Source organism: Rhizobium changzhiense, assembly GCF_013087625.1.
Classification (GTDB): domain Bacteria; phylum Pseudomonadota; class Alphaproteobacteria; order Rhizobiales; family Rhizobiaceae; genus Rhizobium; species Rhizobium sophorae.
Genome location: NZ_JABFCQ010000001.1, coordinates 655,932 through 673,935, shown reverse-complemented (window position 1 = coordinate 673,935; position 18,004 = coordinate 655,932). Strand labels below are relative to the sequence as shown.

Annotated in this window: 20 protein-coding genes and 1 pseudogene; 18 read left to right on the top strand and 3 right to left on the bottom strand. The window is 61.2% G+C overall.

The annotated features are described in order from the left end of the window. Positions 1-69 precede the first annotated feature (69 nt). Positions 70-594, top strand: a complete 525-nt coding sequence (locus G9X68_RS31740; protein WP_342355311.1) for a hypothetical protein — start codon at positions 70-72, stop codon at positions 592-594. 182 nt (positions 595-776) lie between these two features. Continuing rightward, positions 777-1,313, top strand: coding sequence for a hypothetical protein (locus G9X68_RS03395; RefSeq protein ID WP_342355319.1), 537 nt, complete (start codon positions 777-779; stop codon positions 1,311-1,313). 90 nt (positions 1,314-1,403) lie between these two features. On the opposite strand, the gene G9X68_RS03390 is transcribed toward G9X68_RS03395, so the two are convergent. Then, complete coding sequence (locus tag G9X68_RS03390; protein WP_171602144.1) at positions 1,404-2,285, bottom strand: dienelactone hydrolase family protein; 882 nt, start codon at positions 2,283-2,285, stop codon at positions 1,404-1,406. A gap of 695 nt (positions 2,286-2,980) precedes the next feature. Here G9X68_RS03390 and G9X68_RS03385 point away from each other — a divergent pair. The 9 genes from G9X68_RS03385 (at position 2,981) to G9X68_RS03345 (ending at position 11,418) form a co-directional block, all read left to right on the top strand. Further along, a complete protein-coding gene (locus G9X68_RS03385) occupies positions 2,981-3,217 on the top strand; it encodes a spike base protein, RCAP_Rcc01079 family (RefSeq protein WP_033182850.1) in 237 nt (78 codons plus the stop codon). Between the two features lie 22 nt (positions 3,218-3,239). Continuing rightward, positions 3,240-3,713, top strand: coding sequence for a terminase small subunit-like protein (locus tag G9X68_RS03380; protein ID WP_138328664.1), 474 nt, complete (start codon positions 3,240-3,242; stop codon positions 3,711-3,713). Next, the gene (locus G9X68_RS03375; protein ID WP_171601268.1) at positions 3,679-5,250 is read left to right on the top strand and encodes a terminase large subunit; all 1,572 of its coding nucleotides are present in this window, start codon (positions 3,679-3,681) and stop codon (positions 5,248-5,250) included. The genes G9X68_RS03380 and G9X68_RS03375 overlap by 35 nt, the downstream gene beginning before the upstream one ends. Beyond that, positions 5,250-7,355, top strand: coding sequence for a hypothetical protein (locus G9X68_RS03370; RefSeq protein WP_171601267.1), 2,106 nt, complete (start codon positions 5,250-5,252; stop codon positions 7,353-7,355). The genes G9X68_RS03375 and G9X68_RS03370 overlap by 1 nt, the downstream gene beginning before the upstream one ends. Positions 7,356-7,370: 15 nt before the next feature. Next, positions 7,371-7,682, top strand: coding sequence for a hypothetical protein (locus G9X68_RS03365; protein WP_171601266.1), 312 nt, complete (start codon positions 7,371-7,373; stop codon positions 7,680-7,682). Positions 7,683-7,744: 62 nt separating this feature from the next. Further along, positions 7,745-8,845 carry a hypothetical protein gene (locus tag G9X68_RS03360; RefSeq protein ID WP_171601265.1) on the top strand — a complete coding sequence of 367 codons (1,101 nt, stop codon included), beginning with the start codon at positions 7,745-7,747 and terminating at the stop codon, positions 8,843-8,845. Positions 8,846-8,860: 15 nt separating this feature from the next. Further along, entirely contained in the window at positions 8,861-9,835 is a 975-nt protein-coding gene (locus tag G9X68_RS03355; RefSeq protein WP_171601264.1) for a phage major capsid protein, read from the top strand. 22 nt (positions 9,836-9,857) lie between these two features. Beyond that, a complete protein-coding gene (locus G9X68_RS03350) occupies positions 9,858-10,643 on the top strand; it encodes a hypothetical protein (protein WP_171601263.1) in 786 nt (261 codons plus the stop codon). A gap of 202 nt (positions 10,644-10,845) precedes the next feature. Then, positions 10,846-11,418 (top strand): hypothetical protein, encoded by a 573-nt coding sequence (locus G9X68_RS03345; protein ID WP_171601262.1) that lies wholly within the window; start codon positions 10,846-10,848, stop codon positions 11,416-11,418. A 7-nt stretch (positions 11,419-11,425) separates the two neighbouring features. Here G9X68_RS03345 and G9X68_RS32375 read toward each other — a convergent pair. Next, positions 11,426-11,557, bottom strand: a pseudogene (locus G9X68_RS32375) (endonuclease domain-containing protein); the annotation flags it as partial. 65 nt (positions 11,558-11,622) lie between these two features. Here G9X68_RS32375 and G9X68_RS03340 point away from each other — a divergent pair. From G9X68_RS03340 to G9X68_RS03310, 7 genes are read left to right on the top strand one after another with little or no spacing between them, the layout of a single operon-like run. Next, a complete protein-coding gene (locus G9X68_RS03340) occupies positions 11,623-12,330 on the top strand; it encodes a phage adaptor protein (protein ID WP_171601261.1) in 708 nt (235 codons plus the stop codon). After that, the gene (locus G9X68_RS03335; RefSeq protein WP_171601260.1) at positions 12,327-14,150 is read left to right on the top strand and encodes a hypothetical protein; all 1,824 of its coding nucleotides are present in this window, start codon (positions 12,327-12,329) and stop codon (positions 14,148-14,150) included. Before G9X68_RS03340 ends, G9X68_RS03335 begins: the two co-directional genes overlap by 4 nt. Beyond that, positions 14,147-14,563 (top strand): GNAT family N-acetyltransferase, encoded by a 417-nt coding sequence (locus tag G9X68_RS03330; RefSeq protein ID WP_171601259.1) that lies wholly within the window; start codon positions 14,147-14,149, stop codon positions 14,561-14,563. Before G9X68_RS03335 ends, G9X68_RS03330 begins: the two co-directional genes overlap by 4 nt. Then, entirely contained in the window at positions 14,529-15,533 is a 1,005-nt protein-coding gene (locus tag G9X68_RS03325; protein ID WP_171601258.1) for a tail fiber domain-containing protein, read from the top strand. The genes G9X68_RS03330 and G9X68_RS03325 overlap by 35 nt, the downstream gene beginning before the upstream one ends. Continuing rightward, positions 15,530-16,024, top strand: coding sequence for a hypothetical protein (locus tag G9X68_RS32370; protein WP_244956102.1), 495 nt, complete (start codon positions 15,530-15,532; stop codon positions 16,022-16,024). Before G9X68_RS03325 ends, G9X68_RS32370 begins: the two co-directional genes overlap by 4 nt. After that, a complete protein-coding gene (locus tag G9X68_RS03315) occupies positions 16,024-17,442 on the top strand; it encodes a hypothetical protein (protein ID WP_168347848.1) in 1,419 nt (472 codons plus the stop codon). Before G9X68_RS32370 ends, G9X68_RS03315 begins: the two co-directional genes overlap by 1 nt. Further along, positions 17,433-17,618 (top strand): hypothetical protein, encoded by a 186-nt coding sequence (locus G9X68_RS03310; protein WP_171601257.1) that lies wholly within the window; start codon positions 17,433-17,435, stop codon positions 17,616-17,618. The genes G9X68_RS03315 and G9X68_RS03310 overlap by 10 nt, the downstream gene beginning before the upstream one ends. Before the next feature lie 99 nt (positions 17,619-17,717). Here G9X68_RS03310 and G9X68_RS03305 read toward each other — a convergent pair whose 3' ends face one another. Beyond that, on the bottom strand, positions 17,718-18,002 hold the full coding sequence (locus G9X68_RS03305; RefSeq protein ID WP_244956101.1) for a hypothetical protein: 285 nt from the start codon (positions 18,000-18,002) through the stop codon (positions 17,718-17,720). Between the last annotated feature and the right edge of the window lie 2 nt (positions 18,003-18,004).

Genomic DNA, 18,004 nt, shown 5'->3' with positions numbered 1-18,004 from the left:
GGCGCCGCTGTCCGGCATCCGAACTACGGTGCCGGTGGGTTTGATGGTGATGATTTGGGGGATGGTCGAGTGCGTTTCTTTGCAGCTTTGGTGATTGCGATCCTATTGAGTGGGGATGGGGCGGTTGCATGCCCTCTCAATGATACGTTGAAGCTTTGCGTGTTGAATGGCCGAAGCCTGGCTGCCTTGCACAACGGCGTCGATCGAGGCGATTGGACCGTTGAAGCGCCTTCTTCTCCCGTCAACCCGACCTCTGAGCCTCGAACCGGCAGCGAGCACTACACGATGCCGAGCGGACTGCGGTTCGCCATGTATTATCAGGAATACCGAAAGCTCTTTTCTACTACCTGTACGCTCGATTATTTTGCCGTCCTGGCGGCGGATCGTTCGGAGGATCTGCGCTGTTCGAGCGCTGAGATCGAAGCCTTCGAAGCTGGGCTCGCGGCAGACTCGTTGGGTTCAGTCACGAAGGACCGCAAGGAAAGCGGCATGGCCTATTTGATCGAGGGTGAGAATACGTGGATGACGGTCGTCGTCGTTGGTAAGGACCTGTTGAATACTTGGGTCGAGACGTCAGTTCTCAAGAAACCGTAGAATAGGCCGCAGACGCAGAAGGCGCAAAAGTGACCAAGAACCGTAGCAACCCGCGCTCGGGAAAACACACCGCCGACGCTCCAGCGCTCGACGCGTTCACTCGCAGCGCGCTCGCATCGGATCTGACCTGGCTGCCGGATAAAAAGCGCTTGGCCAATTGGGCGCCGGGCCTTGTTGACAGCGTGATCAACACAGGGTTGTATCAAGTATCGACGCAGGAGGTACGGACGCGAATGAACCTCGTGAGGTTTATTGGTTTATTGGTTTCGATGGCATGGATTGTTTGCGGGCCGTTGGCCAATGCTGCTTCCTTGGATGACGATGCTTTCAAAAGCATCCCAATTGGCAAGACCGCGAAGTTTTCGGATCTATCGTCCTTTGATGCCCAGGTGGTCTGCCTGCTCCAGCCCTACCAAGACCGATTGCCTTCCAAAGATGCGTTAGCTGCCAGAGTGAACATGTATCTCGCCGCGAACAACTACGTTGCGGATGAGGGCCATTTTGCATTCGTGCTCGTTGGGAAGGAGACTATCGAGATTGCGCCGTTCAGACGGTCTGAAAAGCTTGATGTCTTGGCAAAGCATGAGGTTTCCTCATCGATCGATGTGATGTTGCCGAAGGGTTTTACCCCACACGACTGCGCAAGTGGTGAATCTGAAGGCTTTATGAAGATCGGACTGCGAGCAAGAAGCTACGTCGTGCTTGGTGAGCTACGCTAGGCGTTCAACCGGTGATGTGATCTTGTATTTTGATCCTATGGAACGTGACTGAGATAGCCGGTTGGCGCTCAAGCGGACAAAGCTCGGACTCTAGTTCGAAAGGTACTCTCGAAGGAATGTGCGAACGCTGCGGATCGACTTTCCCGCGGCGTCCGGATTGTATTTTTCGATGTGACCCAACACCTTCCTTCCCACCTTAAACTCCGGGGCATCGAAATCGTGGTAGGTACCCTTGTAGATGTTGAGCTCGATGGGCGGACTATTGTCACTCAGACGGGCAAGCCTCTTCCGGCATCGGTCGGCCGGGCTCCAATTGTCTCGCTCGCCAGTCAAAATCAGGATCGGCACCGTCGCATCGCCCTGAGTTGCCGCGCAGCGGGGATAGTAGGCAACCGCTGCTTTGAATTTGCGGTCCATCAGCTGTTCGTTGCCTTCAATTTTTGTTCCCTCCAGCGTCGCCGTGCCGCCCGTTGAAAAGCCGATCAGGGCAACTCGCCTGATATCGACAAAGCTTTGTTTCGATAAAAAATTCAAAGCGCCATAGGCGTCGAAGACGCGATCGGGGAGATGGCTTTGACACGTGTCCTTGAGGTTGCGGGTGGTGAAGCTATCGACGGCGAGCACGACGTAGCCCCATGAGACCAGTCGTTTCGGCCAAAGGTCTTTGATGCTCAGACGCATACCCTCGCATCCATGCAGGACGACGACCGCCGGGAAGGGGCCATCACCCTCCGGGCGGGACAGATATCCCAGCAGGGGCGTACCTTGCGGTTGAGAAAGAATTTCTCCCTGTTCTCTCGCTTTGCTTATCCGAAATGGGCTTAGCTTGACGGGCGCGCTTTCGAAGTGAACCAGCTCGTCGGCACCAGCTGGGTCTCCAGCGAACGTGACGCTGAGAAAAGCGACGAGGCAAAGAAAATGTCTCGCGGTTTTCACTGAACTTCTCCACCGTTGGATCAACAGCCTGCTCATTGTACGCCGGACCGGAAGGCTCGAAAAGCGGTGAGGGGTTTTGCCGCCGATTGGGGCGATTTCAAACCGGCGCATGACCTGCGATCAAAAGCTCTTGATCACCCCCTGACACATCCGTTATCACTACCGCAAATCCAGGCTACGAGATTTGAATTCAGAGGTGATGCCGACTAAGTCGGCGCCGCCCTCCGATAGTACGCGCCCATTCGCCAAGGCTTGAGAGCCGGCCAGCTGCACTGAGCCACCATCGCGAGTTTGCCGCAGAGCTTGCCTCTTGCTCCGTCATCCTCGGGCTTGTCCCGAGGATCTACGTTGGCCTCCACGGGCAGCGGGCATAGATCCTCGGGATAAGCCCGAGGATGACGGAGGGTGGGGAGCGCGGTTTGCCAAATCCACCGCCGGCGCTTCGTAAGATGTTCCGGTGCCCACTGGGTCGAGCAGGCTGGATTTCAGACTCGATTAGCGCTTGATCACCCCCCGGCAAATCAGTTAAGACTACCGTAAATCCAAGCTGCGAAATTTGAATCCAGAAGGTGATGTCAGCCAGGTCGACGCCGCCCCCGATCGGTGTGTCTGTGACCGTCCGGCCAGCTCCCAGCTCGTCGTTGATCCTCATCCTCTGCCGCCTGACCTCTCATCTTCGATCACATCGGGATCGGGCCGGATCGCGCTCGCCTCTTCCAAGGAGAACTGTAATGGACCCTTCGATTGCTCCCGCCTCGCGGGCCGCAGTGGTGACCCCGAACGATACTGCCATTGTCGGTGCGCGCGCGCTTTATATCGGCACGGCGGGCGATGTTGCTATTGCGCCGCGCCGGGACATGGATCCGGTCATCTTCAAGAGCGTGCCGGCGGGGACGATCCTGCCGGTTCACGCCGCCATCGTGGCGCTGACCGGGACCACGGCCTCCAATATCGTCGCGTTGTTCTAGAACCCTCCAGAAGCGGCGCCTCATGGGCAGACCCATCAAGTTCACCCAGGCGATTGCCGACAGGATTTGCGAGCGCATCGCCGACAGGGAAAGCCTGCGGTCGATCTGCCGGGATGAAGGGATGCCGGCGATGTCGAGCGTGCTGTCCTGGCTCGCCGATGACGACAAGGCCGGTTTTCGGGTCAAATACGCCCTGGCGCGCGAGATTCAGGCGGACGGCTTTGTCGACGAGATGGTCGAGATTGCCGATGACCGCGCAGACGACTGGATCGAAAAGAAGAATGCGAGCGGCGAGACCACCGGCTGGCAGGAGAATGGCGAAGCCATCCGCCGGTCGCAGCTCCGCATCGCCACCCGCCAATGGGTCGCCGAGAAGCTGAAGCCGAAGAAATACGGTTCCAAGGTCGAGCCCGACCAGGGCGCCGTGACCGGCGAGGTTTCGCAGTTGCTGGAAGATATCAATGGCAAGACGCGCGGACTTCCAAACGGCCGTTGACCAGTTTTCCGACTGGCGCTGGCGTCTGAACAACCTCTATTGGATCACCGACAAATCAGGCAAACGCGTCAGGTTCGAGATGAACTGGACGCAGATGACGTTTTTCGAGCAGATGCACTACCTCAATGTGCTGCTGAAAGCCCGCCAGCTCGGTCTCACCACCTTCATTCAGATCTTCATGCTCGATGCCTGCGTCTTCAACCGGGATATCCGCGCCGGCACCATCGCCCATACGCTGGGCGACGTGCAGACGATCTTCCGGGACAAGATCAAATATCCCTATGACAATCTGCCCGACGGCATTCGTAACGCCGTGCCTGTCGTCAGGGCCAACCAGACCGAACTGCTGCTTGGCAATAATTCGAGCATTCGTGTCGGCACCTCGCTGCGCTCGGGAACGCTGCAATATCTGCATATTTCCGAATATGGGAAGCTTTGCGCCAAATATCCCGACAAGGCGAGGGAAGTCCGCACCGGTGCTTTGAATACGGTGCAGGCCGGCCAGCTGGTCTTCGTCGAAAGCACGGCGGAAGGCCAGGAAGGACATTTCTACACGCTCTGCGAAGATGGCCAGGTCAAGCAGCGCCAGGCGGCAAAGCTCACCGAACTGGATTTCAAGTTCCATTTCTTCCCCTGGTGGAAGGAGCCGCAATATGCGATCGCGGCTGATGGCGTCATCATCACAGATGCTCTCGAAAAGTACTTCCGCAACCTGGCCGATCAGGGCATCACGCTGACGGACCGGCAGAAGGCCTGGTACGTCAAGAAGGCCGAAACCCAGCTCGGCGACATGAAGCGCGAATACCCCTCGACACCGGCAGAAGCTTTCGAGGCGAGCGTCGAGGGCGCCTATTACGCCGATCAGATGGCGGTGGCCGATGCCGAAGAGCGGATCGGGGTTTTCCCGCATGTCGAAGGTTATCCCGTCCACACCATCTCCGACATCGGCATGGACGATACCAACAGCGTCTGGCTGTTTCAGGTGCTGCCCGGCAGGGTTCGGATGATCGGCTATTTCGAGCATACCGGCACCGGCATGGACGGCATGCTCGACGAGCTGGAGCGGCGCGCCGAAGAACATGGCTATGTCTATGGCGTGCACAACATGCCGCATGACATCAAGGTCAGGGAATGGACGCGCGGTGGCATGACCCGCATCGAGGTCATGCTGAGAGAGGTCAAGGCCCGCGATCTCGGCACGGTCCGCAAGATCGAGCGCGCCTATGTCCACGACCGCATCAACGGCACCAGGCGCATTCTGGCGAAGATCGAGTTCGATCAGGCCGGCTGCATTCAGGGCATTAGGTGTCTGCGGAACTACCGCAAGGACTGGGACGAAGATCTGAGCGTCTTCCGCGACGAGCCGCTGCACAATTGGGCTTCGCACGGTGCGGACGCTTTCGGCGGGCTGGCGATCATCTTCACCGGCTTGGCGCCGGAACCGCTGAAGCCGCAAACGAAAACCCTGCCGACCTTCCAGACGATGACATTCAACGAATTTGCCGATTCCACCCCTGCATATAGCGAGCGTGTTTGATGGAAGACGAAACAATGGCTTTGGAGGGCGGGCAGCAATGGGACCTGGCAAAGGTCGGCGCCCGTTGGCAGCAGGAGCTCGAGCGCGCCCAGCGCTATTTCAAATCCTGGCACGACCGCTGCGTCAAGATCGAGAAGATCTATCTCGACCAGCAGTCCGACCAGACGAATGCGGCCAAGCGACGGTTTCCGATGCTCTGGGCCAACACCTCGGTGCTGCAACCGGCCGTCTATGCCCGGGTGCCGCAGCCGGTCGTCGAGCGCCGCTTCAAGGACGCCCAGCCGGTGGCGCGCATGGCCTCGGAACTGGTTGAACGTAACCTGTCCTATATGGGCGATGAAGCCGATATCGATTCCATCATGCGGGCGGTGCGCGATGATTTCCTGCTCTGTGCCCGCGGCACGGTGTGGCTGCGCTACGAGGCCGATTTCGAGCCGCTCGACATGGGCGTCCAACCCTCCGACGCGCCGGCGATTGGTGGCCTCCTCTCTGGCGGCCTGCCCGGTGGCACGGGCGAGAATGGCGTTCCGCCAGAGGCTATCACCGACGAGCGTGTCTGCATCGATTATGTGCACTGGTCGGATTTCCTGCATTCGCCGGCGCGGCGCTGGAAGGATGTGACATGGGTGGCGCGGCGCGTGCCGATGACCGACGAGGAGCTGGAGAAGCGCTTCGGCCCCGACGCGATGGCATCGCTTTCAGCGCAAGGTGCCGGCAGCAACAAGGGCACCACCCAGACCGAGCGCGCCGAGAACGAGGGCAAGACCCATGTCTGGGAGATCTGGTGCAAGAGCGAAAACTATACCGTCTGGATCGCCGATGGCGCGCCCGTGGCGCTCGAAGTGTCGGAGCCGCCGCTTGATCTCACCCACTTCTGGCCTTGCCCGCGCCCGGCCTATGGCACGATGTCGACGAGCTCGCTGATCCCGGTTCCCGACTATGTCTATTATCAGCAGCAATGCGACGAGATCGATCTGTTGACGAGACGCGTCAACAAGCTGACCGATCAGCTGCGGCTGAAAGTGTTCTACCCCTCCGGCGACGGCGCGATCTCGCCGGCGATCGAGAAGGCGATGCGGCCGGAAAACGACACGGTGATGGTGCCGATCCCGGAATGGGCGGCCTTCACCGACAAGGGCGGCTCGAAGGCGATCGTGACGCTGCCGATCGACGAGGTGCAGAAGGTCATCATCGCCTGCATCCAGGCCCGCAAGCAGCTGATCGAGGACGTCTACCAGATCACCGGCATATCAGACATCGTCCGAGGCGATACCCAGGCGTCGGAGACGGCGACGGCGCAGCGGATCAAGAGCCAGTGGGGCTCGATCCGTATCCGCGACCGCCAGTCCGAGCTTGCCCGCTTCGCCCGCGATATCATCCGGCTTGCCGGTGAAATCATCTGCGGTCAGTTCCAGCCGGAAACGCTGATGCTGGTCAGCGGCATCAAGCTGCCGACCATGGCCGAGAAGCAGCAGGTTCAAATGCAGATGCAGCAGATGCAGATGGCGGCCCAGCAGGCCGCGGCGCGTGCGGAGCAGATGGGCCAGCCCGCACCGCCGCCGCCGCAGATGCCGCCGCAGCTCCAGCAGATGATGCAGCAGCCGACGATCGACGAGGTCGTGCAGCTGTTGCGCAACGACAGCATTCGCGGCTTCCAAATCGACATCGAAACGGATTCGACGATCGAGCCCGACGAGGACGCCGAAAAGCAGCGCCGCATGGAATTCGTGCAGATGATCGGCGGCTTCCTGCAGCAGGCCGGCGCCATGGCGCAGCAGAACCCGATGCTGGTGCCTGTCATGGTCGAGACGCTGCTCTTTGCCGCCCGCGGCTTCAGGGCCGGCCGCCAGCTCGAAAGCACGCTGGAGCAGGTCGGCGCCCAGCTCTCCGAGGCCGCCACCGCACCAAAACCGCCGCCGGAGCCCCCGGCCGAGCAGATGATCAAGCTGAAAACGGCTGAAGTGAAGGCGGGTGCGGAGCAGCGGAAAGCCGAGCTTGGCGTCGCCCAGGCCGAGATCGAACATCGCGCCGTGGTGGAACAGGCGCGCGGCGAGGCAGCGGCGCAGGCCTTGCTGGAGTTCCAGGCGCAGCCGGCCTATCAATAGTTTCGAGGATCCAACATGAGAGAACGCTATTGCCGCGTCTGCGGCGGCTGGCACCCGCTCGACAAATGGCCGCACAACTGCATGCCGGTGAAGAACATCGCGCAGTCGGATCTGCCGGCGCCGCATTTCGTCAGCGACAGCATCGATATCCAATCGATGCATGACGGCAGGCATTACACCTCGAAGGCCAAGCTGCGCTCCGCCTATCGATCGGCCGGCGTGGTCGAGATCGGCAACGAAAAGCCGCAGCCGATCGAGACACCGAAGACGGATCGCAACGAGATCCGTAAGGAGCTGCGGCGGGTTTACGCCGAATACAACGCCTAGAACCAACCGCTCTAACCTTTTGTTTTTACGGGCATCAATCCCCGACAAAGGAAGTTTCCGACATGGATATGGAAGACCTGAACGAGGCCGGCAACGGCAGCGAAGATTTTGGCGCGTTCGACGACAAGCCCCTGAATGACAGGCCGGTCAGCATCCGCGACAGCCTGAAGGCGGCGATCGACACCGTCGAAGGCAGTGGACCGGGCAATATCGCCGGCCAGCCGCGCGACGGGGAAAACGGCCGTTTCCTGGCCAAGGAGCAGGAGCAAGCAGCGGCAGCGGCAAGGGCAGGGCAGGCGCCCGCGGCAACCGCCGCTCAGCAGACGCCGCAAACACAAAGCCGAGCGCAGAGCGGCGAACAGCCGGCAGGCATCGGCAGCCGGGTTCCGCCCGGCTGGTCGGCGGAAGCCAAGGCGCAATTTGCAAGCCTTCCCGGGGAAGTGCAGGCGGCCATTACCAAGCGGGAACAGGAGGTCGATAACGGCTTCCGCGTCCTGCAGGACTACAAGGGGCTCGAGGAGTTCACGCCGCTCATCCGCCAGGCCGGCATGACCCATGCCGATGTCATGCGCCGGGCGATCGACTGGGAAAAGGCGCTCATCCACGATCCCGTCAACACCGTCGTTCACGTCGCCAGGATGGCCGGGGTCAATCTTCACGCCCTGGTCGATGGCCAGATGGAACAGGTCCTGCAGCGCAACGCGCAGCAGGCCGGACCACAGCCCGGACTACAGCAAGGAGGACCGCAGCCGCGACATATCAACGTCGAGGCGACGGTTGAACATGTTTTGCGGAAAAGGGACACCGAAACTCAAGTCGATGCCTTCCTTTCCGACCCGGCAAACGCGCACGCCGATGACGTGCTTGATGACATGATCGCCCTTATCAATGCAGGGCGGGCATCGTCGCTTCAGGACGCCTACGACGCCGCATGCTGGATGCGCCCGGACATTCGCCAGCAGTTGATCAGCCAGACTGCGCAGGCACCCGTCCGAGAACAGCAAGCCCAGAGGGCAGCAGCGGCAGATCAAGCCCGCCGCGCCTCGCGATCCATCTCTGGATCTTCCGCGCCGGGCCCGACCCGCGATGCGGCAAGAGGCCAGCCCACTTCAATCCGGGACTCGCTGCGCGACGCCATGCGTTTTTCGCGCGGTCAAGTCTGATCAAAGGAATGATCAATGCCCATCTCGCCCAATCTCTCTGAAATCGTGACCACGACGCTGCGCAACCGCAGCGGCACGGTTGCCGACGACGTGACGAAGAACAATGGTCTTCTCACCCGTCTGAACAGCCGCGGCCGCAAGAAGCCCATCTCCGGCGGCCGCACCATCGTTCAGGAACTGCAGTACCAGGAAAACAGCACCTTCAAGCGCTATTCCGGCTACGATATCCTCAACGTCCAGCCCTCCGACGTCATCACCGCTGCCGAATACGACCTCAAGCAGGCCGCGGTCGCCGTCTCCATGTCGGGCCTCGAACAGCTGCAGAACTCCGCCGAGGATGCGATCCTCGATCTGCTCGAGCAGCGCATCGAAAACGCCGAAACGACGCTGAAGAACAACATCGCGCTCGACTGCTATTCCGATGGCACGGCCGATGGCGGGCGTCAGATCGGCGGCCTGCAGCTGTTGATCTCGACCTCGCCGACATCAGGCACCGTCGGCGGCATTTCGCGCGCCACCTGGGGTTTCTGGCGCAACCAGAAATTCTCGGCCTCGGCCGATGGCGGTGCCGCCGCCTCGAATGCCAACATCCAGAGCTACATGAACCGGCTCTACATGTCCTGCGTTCGCGGCTCCGACGCGCCCGATCTTGTCGTCGCCGACAACAACTTCTTCCGCCTCTACTGGGAATCGCTGCAGGCGATCCAGCGCATCACCTCGGCGGACAAGGGCATGGCCGGCTTCCAGTCGCTCCAGTACATGGGCGCCGACGTGATCTTCGACGGCGGCTTCGGCGGCGGTGCGCCGCTCAACCAGATGTTCTTCCTGAACACCAAGTACCTGTTCTACCGCCCGCACCGCGACCGCGACATGGCTCCGATCGGCGACGAGCGCATGAACACCAACCAGGATGCCTTCGTGCAGCTCATGGGCTTCGCCGGCAACCTCACCATGAACAACGCCTTCCTGCAGGGCGTGTTGTTCGCCTGATCGTCAACGAAAGGAAAAGCAAATGTCGGTCGCTTCAATCCAGTCCGATCGTCTTGGCGCGAACCCGTTCGTCGTCGAAGGCCCGATCGTTTCCGGCTCCGGTATTCCGGGCCCGAACTTTGCCCTCGGCGCTGTCGCCGGCGGAGACCGCGAATCCGAATGGGTCTATTGCCAGCTCGTGCTGGCCTCGCAGACGACCCTTCAGCCCGGCCAGTGGTTTCAGTGGACCAGGGATTATGTCGCTTCGCTGCTGACCACGGCCGCTGCCGTCGTCGGCCAGCGCTGCGGCGTCTTTTCCGGTGCTGCCCAGCCCCCGACACTGACCGGCGGCCCGGTCGGTGCCATCACCCTTGCACCCGGCACCTATTACATCTGGCTGCAGCGCAATGGCCAGGCGCCGTCGCAGGTGGCAACCGCAACGGCGGCCCTCGTCGTTGCCGAAACCACCACCACGGCAGGCCAGGCGAGCGCCCCGGCATCGGCCACGGCAACCACCAAGGCCATCGCCAACGTCAACTTCGCGGCAGCCAACCAGACGTTCACGGCTACCACGGTCAACGGCTCCAACCTGCTGACGAGCCTTTCCGGGCTGAATGCCGGTTCCGGCCCGTTCATCGGCGCGGCCGTCTCCGGCACCGGCATATCAGGCGGAACCACCATCTCGGGCATCACCTACAGCCCGAGCGGCGTCGTCCAGAGCATCACGCTCTCGGCCAACGCCACCGCCAACGGCACGGGCATTACCATCACCGCAACGGGCGTGCTCGAGGCAACGCTGATGCGTCCGTTCCTGTCGAAGGTGAACTAAACCAGCAAGTGATCGACGGGCGTTTTGGCGCCCGTTGAGACTGCTGACAATGCCTGCCAACTTCCCTTCCGTCATGCTCGGGCTTGTCCCGAGCATCTGCAGCCGGTTCATGCGCAGCAGATCCTCGGCACAAGGCCGAGAATGACACCGAGGCGCTTCGGCGCCCATTTCCTTCCCCGCCATCAACAGCGAGACAAACACAATGTCCGACAGCAACACTGGAATTTATGCCTCCTTCAGCCTCGAACCGGTCGAGCAGACCTTTCTGACGGAGAAGGAAGGCCGGCCGATCTTCGCCGACAAGGAATTCGTCCGCATCTTCATCTCCGGCGACAAACACACCGAAGTCTATCGCGAGGTGACCGAAAACGACAAACAGCGCTTTTCCGATGCCTATAAGCGTTTCAAGGAAGGCGCGGCCGCCCGCGAGCAATTGACCGGCACGCCGCTGGCGCAATGGCCCTATCTCAAACCCAGCCAGATCAAGGAGCTGGAGGCGGTCAATATCTACACCGTCGAGCAGCTCGCAGCACTCTCCGACACCGTCAAGCAGAAGATCGGCATGGGGGCGAACGAGCTTGTCGCCGCCGCCCGCGCCTATCTGGCAACCGCCGAGAACTCGAGTGCTGCCTCGGCCTTTGCCGCCGAAAACGAGCGGCTGAAGGACGAGGTAACGCGTCTGCAGGAGCAGATGAAGGAGATGGCCTTGCGCTTCGAGGCGCTGGAAAGCGAACGTCAAGGGTCGCAGCCGACAAGCGGCCCGATGAAGCGCTGACACAAGCCGCCCCCTCATCCGCCCTACGGGCACCTTCTCCCCGCTGGGGAGAAGAGGGAATCGAGACCTCGCGGCATAACCCCTTCGCCCCAGCGGGGAGAAGGTGCCGGCAGGCGGATGAGGGGGCCACACGGCACAACCCTCAGGCAGATTCACTCACCCCGCCACGCCCACAGCAACTGCTCTGAACAGGAGATTCCGCGCATGTCGCTACTGACCATCATTCAGAACGTCTGTGCGGAAATCGACCTCGATCCGCCGACGGCCGTCATGTCCTCGGCGGATCCGCAGATCATGCAGCTGCGCATCCTCTCCACCCGCGCCGGCCGCGACCTGATGCGCGAGCATGACTGGTCGACGCTGATGGTGCAGCGGCAATTCGCAACGACGGGCGCCAACCCGGAGCCGGCCGAGCCGCCCGCCGACTGGGACCGCTTTGCCGCCAATTCGAAGATCTGGAATGCCTCGCGCCTCTGGCAGCTCAACGGCCCTGTGGTGCCGCAGACCTGGCAGCGCAACAGGATCATCAATTCGAACCCGGTGCCGCAGATCTGGCGCATAGCCGGCGGTAAGCTCGATATCCATCCGAACGCTGCCGGCGAGACGATGGCTTATGAGTATATTTCCGGCTTCTGGGTGGCGGTGAATGGCGAGGCGACCTATGCCGCCAATTGGGCTGGTGACACCGATACCGCCCGTTTCCCCGAAGACCTTCTCGAGCTCTCGCTGATCTGGCGCTGGAAGCGGGCCAAGGGCCTCGACTATGGCGAGGAGATCGCCAGTTTCGAGCGATCTAAGGAAGCCGCGATCGGCGCCGATCGCGCCGCAAGCGCTGTCGACCTCTCGCTGCCGGTGAGGGGACAGACCCCTGAGAGTTATTGGCCCGGCACGATCACGATTTTGAACCCATGACCCGCAGACCTGTCCCTCAAAACGGGCGCACCCGCCGCGTTTCGCCCGGCAAAGACTGGATCGCGCCGATCGGCGGCTGGCGAACCGATGTCGAGATGGCCGATATGCCTGAAGATGCAGCGTTTCAGCTCGACAACTTCTTTCCCGAGGCCAACCGGGTGCGCGCCCGCTATGGCTTCCTCGCCTTCGCGACCGGCCTCGGCGCCGACGTGCGGACGGTCATTCCCTATTCGGGCGTCGGCAACAGGCTGTTTGCCGCCGCCGGCGACAAGATCTTCGACGTCACTGCGGGCGGCGCTGTCGGTGCACCCGTCGTCTCCGGCATGGCAAGCGCCCATTGGTCGGTGCAGCAATATACCAACCCGGCCGGCCAGGAGTTTCTGCGCCTCGTCAACGGCCTCGACACGCCGCTGCTCTTCAACGGCACAGCCTGGACGAATAATTTTCTGGTCGGCACGGCAACGCTCGCCACCCAGAACGTCGCCGTCCGGAACGTGCCCTATACGCTGAGCTTCTTCGGCACCGGCTCCGTCACGCTTTCCGGCGCCTTCACCGGCACGCTGAACGGCACGGGCGTCAACAACCGGGTGTCGCTCAGCTTCACGCCGGCGGCCGGCACGCTTGTCGTCACCGTCTCGGGAACGGTCACCAATGCGCAGCTTGAGACGGGCGCGGTCGCGACCCCTTACGTTTCCTCGACGATGATCACCGGCATTCCGGACGCCTCGCTGCTGATCGCGGTGACCGCCTATCGCTCGCGTCTCTGGTTCATCGAGAAGAATTCGACCAATGTCTGGTATCTGGCCACCGACGCCGTCAGCGGCACGGCGACGGTGCTGCCGGTCGGCGGCAACATGAAATATGGCGGCACGCTGATTGCGATCAACGTCTGGACGATTCCCGTTTCGACCGGCCTGCAGCAGTGCCTGGTGCTGATCTCCTCGGAAGGCGAGGTGATCGTCTTCCAGGGCTCCGATCCTTCGAGTGCTGCCAATTGGGGCCTGATCGGCACCTTCAAGCTCGGCCGGCCGCTCGGTACCGATCGATGCCTGCTGTCGGTCGGCGCTGATCTGGCGATCATGACGACGGATGGCATCGTGCCGATCACCAAGGCCGTGCAGCTCGACCGTGGCGCCACCAGCCTCGGGGCGATCACCGCCAAGATCGGCCCGACCTGGCGCGAGACCGTTGCGGCGACCGGCACGACCTCTGAGGAGTGGCAGCTTTCGAGCTTCCCGGCGCGGCAGATGGCGATCGTCAACCTGCCGTCCTCCTTCGGCCCCTATCAATATGTGATGAACACCGAAACCGGGGCCTGGTGCCGCTTCGTCGGCATGCCGGCCTCCTGCTGGACGACATGGCAGGACCGGCTGTTCTTCGGGGCGGGCGACGGCACGGTCTACGAGGCCGAGGTCGGGGCCAACGACAATGGCGTGGCGATCGATGCGCTGATGGTCGGCGCATGGAGCCGCTATGGCGACGGCCTCTCGACCAAGCTCTCGAAGCTGATCGGGGTGACGGCGCAGATCGGGGTTTCCACGCTGATGTATGCCGGCATCTCTGTGGACTACCAGACCAAGGTGCCGACAGCACTTTTGTCCTCGGTCGAGAACAATGCGGCGGCGAAATGGGGAACGGCGGTCTGGGGCGTGTCGAAATTCCCGGGCATTTCGCTTGTCCGTAAATTCGCCTCCGCCGGCGGCGCCGGTTCAGCCTTAGCGCCGACGATCCGGGCGCTGATCTCGGGCTCGTCCGGCTCCGTCTCCGAAGCAGCCGTGGTCGGCGGCTCCGTGCTTTACGAAAAGGGTGCGCCGATTTGATCGTCTCCGAACCGCGCGAGGAAATCGCGGCCTGGGTCGGCAACAGGATCGGCGTGAGCTTCCACCCGCCTTACACCACGCTCGCCCATGTCGACCGCGGCCGGATCGTTGCCGGCTTCGTCTTCAACGTCTGGACCGAACATGACGTCGAAGTTTCGCTGGCCGCCGACCGGCTGACGCTGACGCTGATGCGATCGGTCTTTCGCTATGTCGTGCATCAGCTCGGCTGCCGCCGGGCAACCGCAAGGACCCGCGCCGACAACGCCGAATCCCAGAAGGTTTTGGCACGGCTCGGCGCACGCCTGGAAGGTCGCCAGCAAGCCTATTTCGGCGACTGCGACGCGCTGCTTTACGCAATCATGAAAGAGGATTTTCCCTATGGTCTCCACGCCGAAGGCCCCAAAGGCGCCTGATCCGACACAGACCGCAGCGGCGCAGACGGCCACCAACGTCGACACCGCCATCGCCAATGCGGGGCTGAGCCACACCAACCAGTACACGCCGGATGGTTCGCTGGAATACAAGGTCAGCGGCTACCAGACGATGAAAGACCAGAACGGCAAGACCTACCAGCTGCCGACCTATTCCGCCTATCAGACCTATTCGCCCGAGAACCAGGCGATCTACGACCAGACGCAGCAGACGCAGCTCGGCCTTGCCAGGCTCGCCAACGACCAGACCGGCAAGATTTCGGGCATTCTCGGCACCAATGTCGATCTCAGCGCCGGCAATGTCGACAAATATGTCAACGATCACTGGCAGTCCGGCTTCAACAACCAGTGGGACCGCGATCAGGCAAGCCTTAGTCAGAGCCTTGCCGACAAGGGCATCTCGATGGGCTCGGCCGCCTATGACAACGCGCTGCGCGATTTTTCGACGCGCAAGCAGGCCGCATCCGACCAGTATCTCGGCGACATGTATTCGAATGCTGAGAATTCGATCCTGACCGAACGAAACCAGCCGCTGAACGAGATTTCGGCGCTGATGTCGGGCTCGCAGGTCCACCAGCCGAGCTATGTCAACACGCCGACGACGCAACTGCCGACCGTGGATCAGGCTGGACTCATCAATGAGAACTTCAATCAGAAGATGGGTCTCTACGACCGGCAGGTCGCGCAGTCGAACGCGGCAATGGGCGGCCTCTTCGGCCTCGGCGGCTCGCTGCTCGGCGGCTGGGCGAAGTCCGACCGTCGGCTGAAGGAAGACATCAAACGCGTCGGCACGCTTGATAACGGCCTGCCGGTCTACGCCTTCAAATACAAGGACGGCGGCCCGACCCAGATCGGCCTGATGTCCGACGATGTGCGCAAGATTCATCCGGACGCCGTCTTCGAACACGCCGACGGCTTCGACCGCGTCGATTACGAGAGGGCAGTCGTATGATCCCAACCATCTTCGGCGGCGATACCGGCAAGACACAGGGCGACATCGACGACCAGCGCAAGCGGCTGGCCTACGCCATGCTGCAGCAGGGCATGGATATGAGCCCGGTGCAATCCCCGTGGCAGGGGGCGGCGCGGCTAGCGCAGGCACTGATGGGCGGGCTGGCGATCAGGCAGCAGGAGAAACGTGCAGGTGCGGCTGAAGGTCTCGCCGCATCGAGGCACGCGTCTAACACCTCGTCTGCGGTTTCGCCCGACGAAGCATTCAACGCGAACACTACACAATATCGAGATATCGTTGAGCGCGACGAGCTCAACCCGACCGATGTCGTTCCCGATTTTGGAACATCTGCACAACCGAACGCGCTAACTTCGCCGGTCGCTGCCTCGGTCGCTCCGAGACAGCGGGCAGCCCCTGTCGCTCTTGCTGGAACCACAACGCCTTCAGCCATGCGCAAAACATCGAACGGCACCACATGGAGCATTCAGTAATGGCGACAATCTTGGTTAATGGCCAGCAGTTAACGGTCGACGACAGCTTTTTGAGCCTCTCTGCGGACGACCAGAATTTTCTAGTTGACGAGTTATCGCGGCGCCTCCCCCCGCCTGCAGATAGCCTCACTCCACCTGTAGATAAGAGTCATATCGGACAGCTTTGGCCAATCAGCCGGGACACCGACGGGAACAGATATTTCGATAGCGACGCCGGCATTCTGGGAGCGCTAAAACGCTCCGTCATGCTTCCGGGTGACGTCTACAGCGGCAAAGTGCAGATGAATGGCCCAGATGGCAGAATAAGCCCAGAGGCGATTGGCCGTTCGTTGGAGTTTGCGTCGACTTTCATCCCGGCATCGCCGGGGCTCCGCGCAGGAGAGGGGCTAGTCCCAGGAGTGAGCAAGAGCCTGCGAAGGCCAAATAGCGTAGAGCCGCCATCTAGCAACGCTCTTTATGCCGAGGCAGAACGCAATTTCGAGGCGATGCGAAACAGTGGTGTTGATTACTCCTCCGATGCCGTTAAAACAATGGCAGAGGCAGCTCAATCGAAGCTCGAGAAAGAGGGTTTTGACCCAGAGCTCGCCGGAAAGACTCACAAGATTCTCGCAAAACTCTTTAACCCTCCGGAAAACAGCTTGGCGAGCATCGAGGGGTTAGACTCAGCCCGCAAGACGTTCGGAAAAATAGCCCAATACGTTAAAGAACCGAACGATCAAGCTGCTGCGTCCCGCGTTATTCGAGAGTTGGACGAATTCATTGGTGCCGGCGATCCGGCGACCGTCGTGGCTGGAAAGGCGACTGACGCAGCCGACGCGCTCAAAGCAGCAAGTGGTAATTTTGCAGCCGCAAAGCGTTCCGATATTGTGAACGGTATCGACAGATCCCCAGATTTCCGCGCTGTACCAAACACTTCCGCTACAAATAATGTAGATGTGATTCGTCAACGCGCCGCCTCTACCCTTCTTCAGGACAAGGAGATATTCCGCTTTTCTCCCGAGGAAATAGAAGCGCTCAAAACTATTGCCGGGGGCAGCGCGGCCCAAAACGTTACGCGTCGCATAGGAAAATTTTTGGAGGGCGGAAGTGGTCTCGCTCGGATGCTGAGCACGGCAGCGGGCGGCGCCGCTGGAGCGGCGGCGAGTAGCACCGGTGGCGCCGGCGCCGCCGCCAGCGGCGCGGCTGTGGGTGCATTGGTCCCGACAGTCTTGGGCCAAGGCAGCAAGGAACTATCCAACATTTTGACATCCCGGGCGCTGTCTTCCGTTGATCGAATGGTTCGGCAACGTTCTCCGCTTTATCAGGCCACGCTGAATGCGGCCCCCAAGGAAGTCGTCCGCCAACCGATGGCGGAGGCACTCATCCGAGCTCTATTGCTTTCTCGACAGAAGCAAGATGGCGGTGACCCATGGATATGAACTTCCGCACTGTTGCTTGCTCGGAAGCAGCAAAAATAGCGGTGGTGGCTGGTGAGCTATCCCCGCAGATCGTCCCACAAAATGGCAACCCCCAGTGCCATCACGCTTATCGGTATGGCCCAGATGATCAATTTGACGGGTTGGCCGGCGTACAGGAACATGTAAGCGGCCGCTGATGCTCCGCCAATGGCCATCATCGCCCCCAGTGTCATGGATATGAATTTCCTCATTAAAAATCCTTCCTGGAAGCTTGCGGGCCTGAGGGGTACATGATGTCAGCGGTTATCAAGGACGATCTGGATCCGGATGGCGACCAGCAGGAATGTTGCCAGCGTGATCATCAGGCCGAGGGTGGCGCCGGGCAGCCAGGTGGTGCCGTTGAAATAAAGTCCTTCGCAATTGGCCCGCGCCTGCTTCCATATAAAAAAACTGGCCGGTCCTGCCGTCAAAGCGCCGGCGAGAAACATGATCAACTCGATCGGAAACTGATCGACCACCCACCTGGCGGGGCCTGTCCTGAGCGGGGGCCATGAGGCAAACGTCACGACGGCGATGAGCATCG

Excerpts from the sequence above, each read along its gene's own strand:
- G9X68_RS03390 (WP_171602144.1), bottom strand. The coding sequence starts at position 2,285 with ATGAGCAGGCTGTTGATCCAACGGTGGAGAAGTTCAGTGAAAACCGCG.
- G9X68_RS03385 (WP_033182850.1), top strand. The coding sequence starts at position 2,981 with ATGGACCCTTCGATTGCTCCCGCCTCGCGGGCCGCAGTGGTGACCCCG.
- G9X68_RS03380 (WP_138328664.1), top strand. The coding sequence starts at position 3,240 with ATGGGCAGACCCATCAAGTTCACCCAGGCGATTGCCGACAGGATTTGC.
- G9X68_RS03375 (WP_171601268.1), top strand. The coding sequence starts at position 3,679 with ATGGCAAGACGCGCGGACTTCCAAACGGCCGTTGACCAGTTTTCCGAC.
- G9X68_RS03370 (WP_171601267.1), top strand. The coding sequence starts at position 5,250 with ATGGAAGACGAAACAATGGCTTTGGAGGGCGGGCAGCAATGGGACCTG.
- G9X68_RS03365 (WP_171601266.1), top strand. The coding sequence starts at position 7,371 with ATGAGAGAACGCTATTGCCGCGTCTGCGGCGGCTGGCACCCGCTCGAC.
- G9X68_RS03360 (WP_171601265.1), top strand. The coding sequence starts at position 7,745 with ATGGATATGGAAGACCTGAACGAGGCCGGCAACGGCAGCGAAGATTTT.
- G9X68_RS03355 (WP_171601264.1), top strand. The coding sequence starts at position 8,861 with ATGCCCATCTCGCCCAATCTCTCTGAAATCGTGACCACGACGCTGCGC.
- G9X68_RS03350 (WP_171601263.1), top strand. The coding sequence starts at position 9,858 with ATGTCGGTCGCTTCAATCCAGTCCGATCGTCTTGGCGCGAACCCGTTC.
- G9X68_RS03345 (WP_171601262.1), top strand. The coding sequence starts at position 10,846 with ATGTCCGACAGCAACACTGGAATTTATGCCTCCTTCAGCCTCGAACCG.
- G9X68_RS03340 (WP_171601261.1), top strand. The coding sequence starts at position 11,623 with ATGTCGCTACTGACCATCATTCAGAACGTCTGTGCGGAAATCGACCTC.
- G9X68_RS03335 (WP_171601260.1), top strand. The coding sequence starts at position 12,327 with ATGACCCGCAGACCTGTCCCTCAAAACGGGCGCACCCGCCGCGTTTCG.
- G9X68_RS03325 (WP_171601258.1), top strand. The coding sequence starts at position 14,529 with ATGGTCTCCACGCCGAAGGCCCCAAAGGCGCCTGATCCGACACAGACC.
- G9X68_RS32370 (WP_244956102.1), top strand. The coding sequence starts at position 15,530 with ATGATCCCAACCATCTTCGGCGGCGATACCGGCAAGACACAGGGCGAC.
- G9X68_RS03315 (WP_168347848.1), top strand. The coding sequence starts at position 16,024 with ATGGCGACAATCTTGGTTAATGGCCAGCAGTTAACGGTCGACGACAGC.
- G9X68_RS03310 (WP_171601257.1), top strand. The coding sequence starts at position 17,433 with ATGGATATGAACTTCCGCACTGTTGCTTGCTCGGAAGCAGCAAAAATA.
- G9X68_RS03305 (WP_244956101.1), bottom strand. The coding sequence starts at position 18,002 with ATGCTCATCGCCGTCGTGACGTTTGCCTCATGGCCCCCGCTCAGGACA.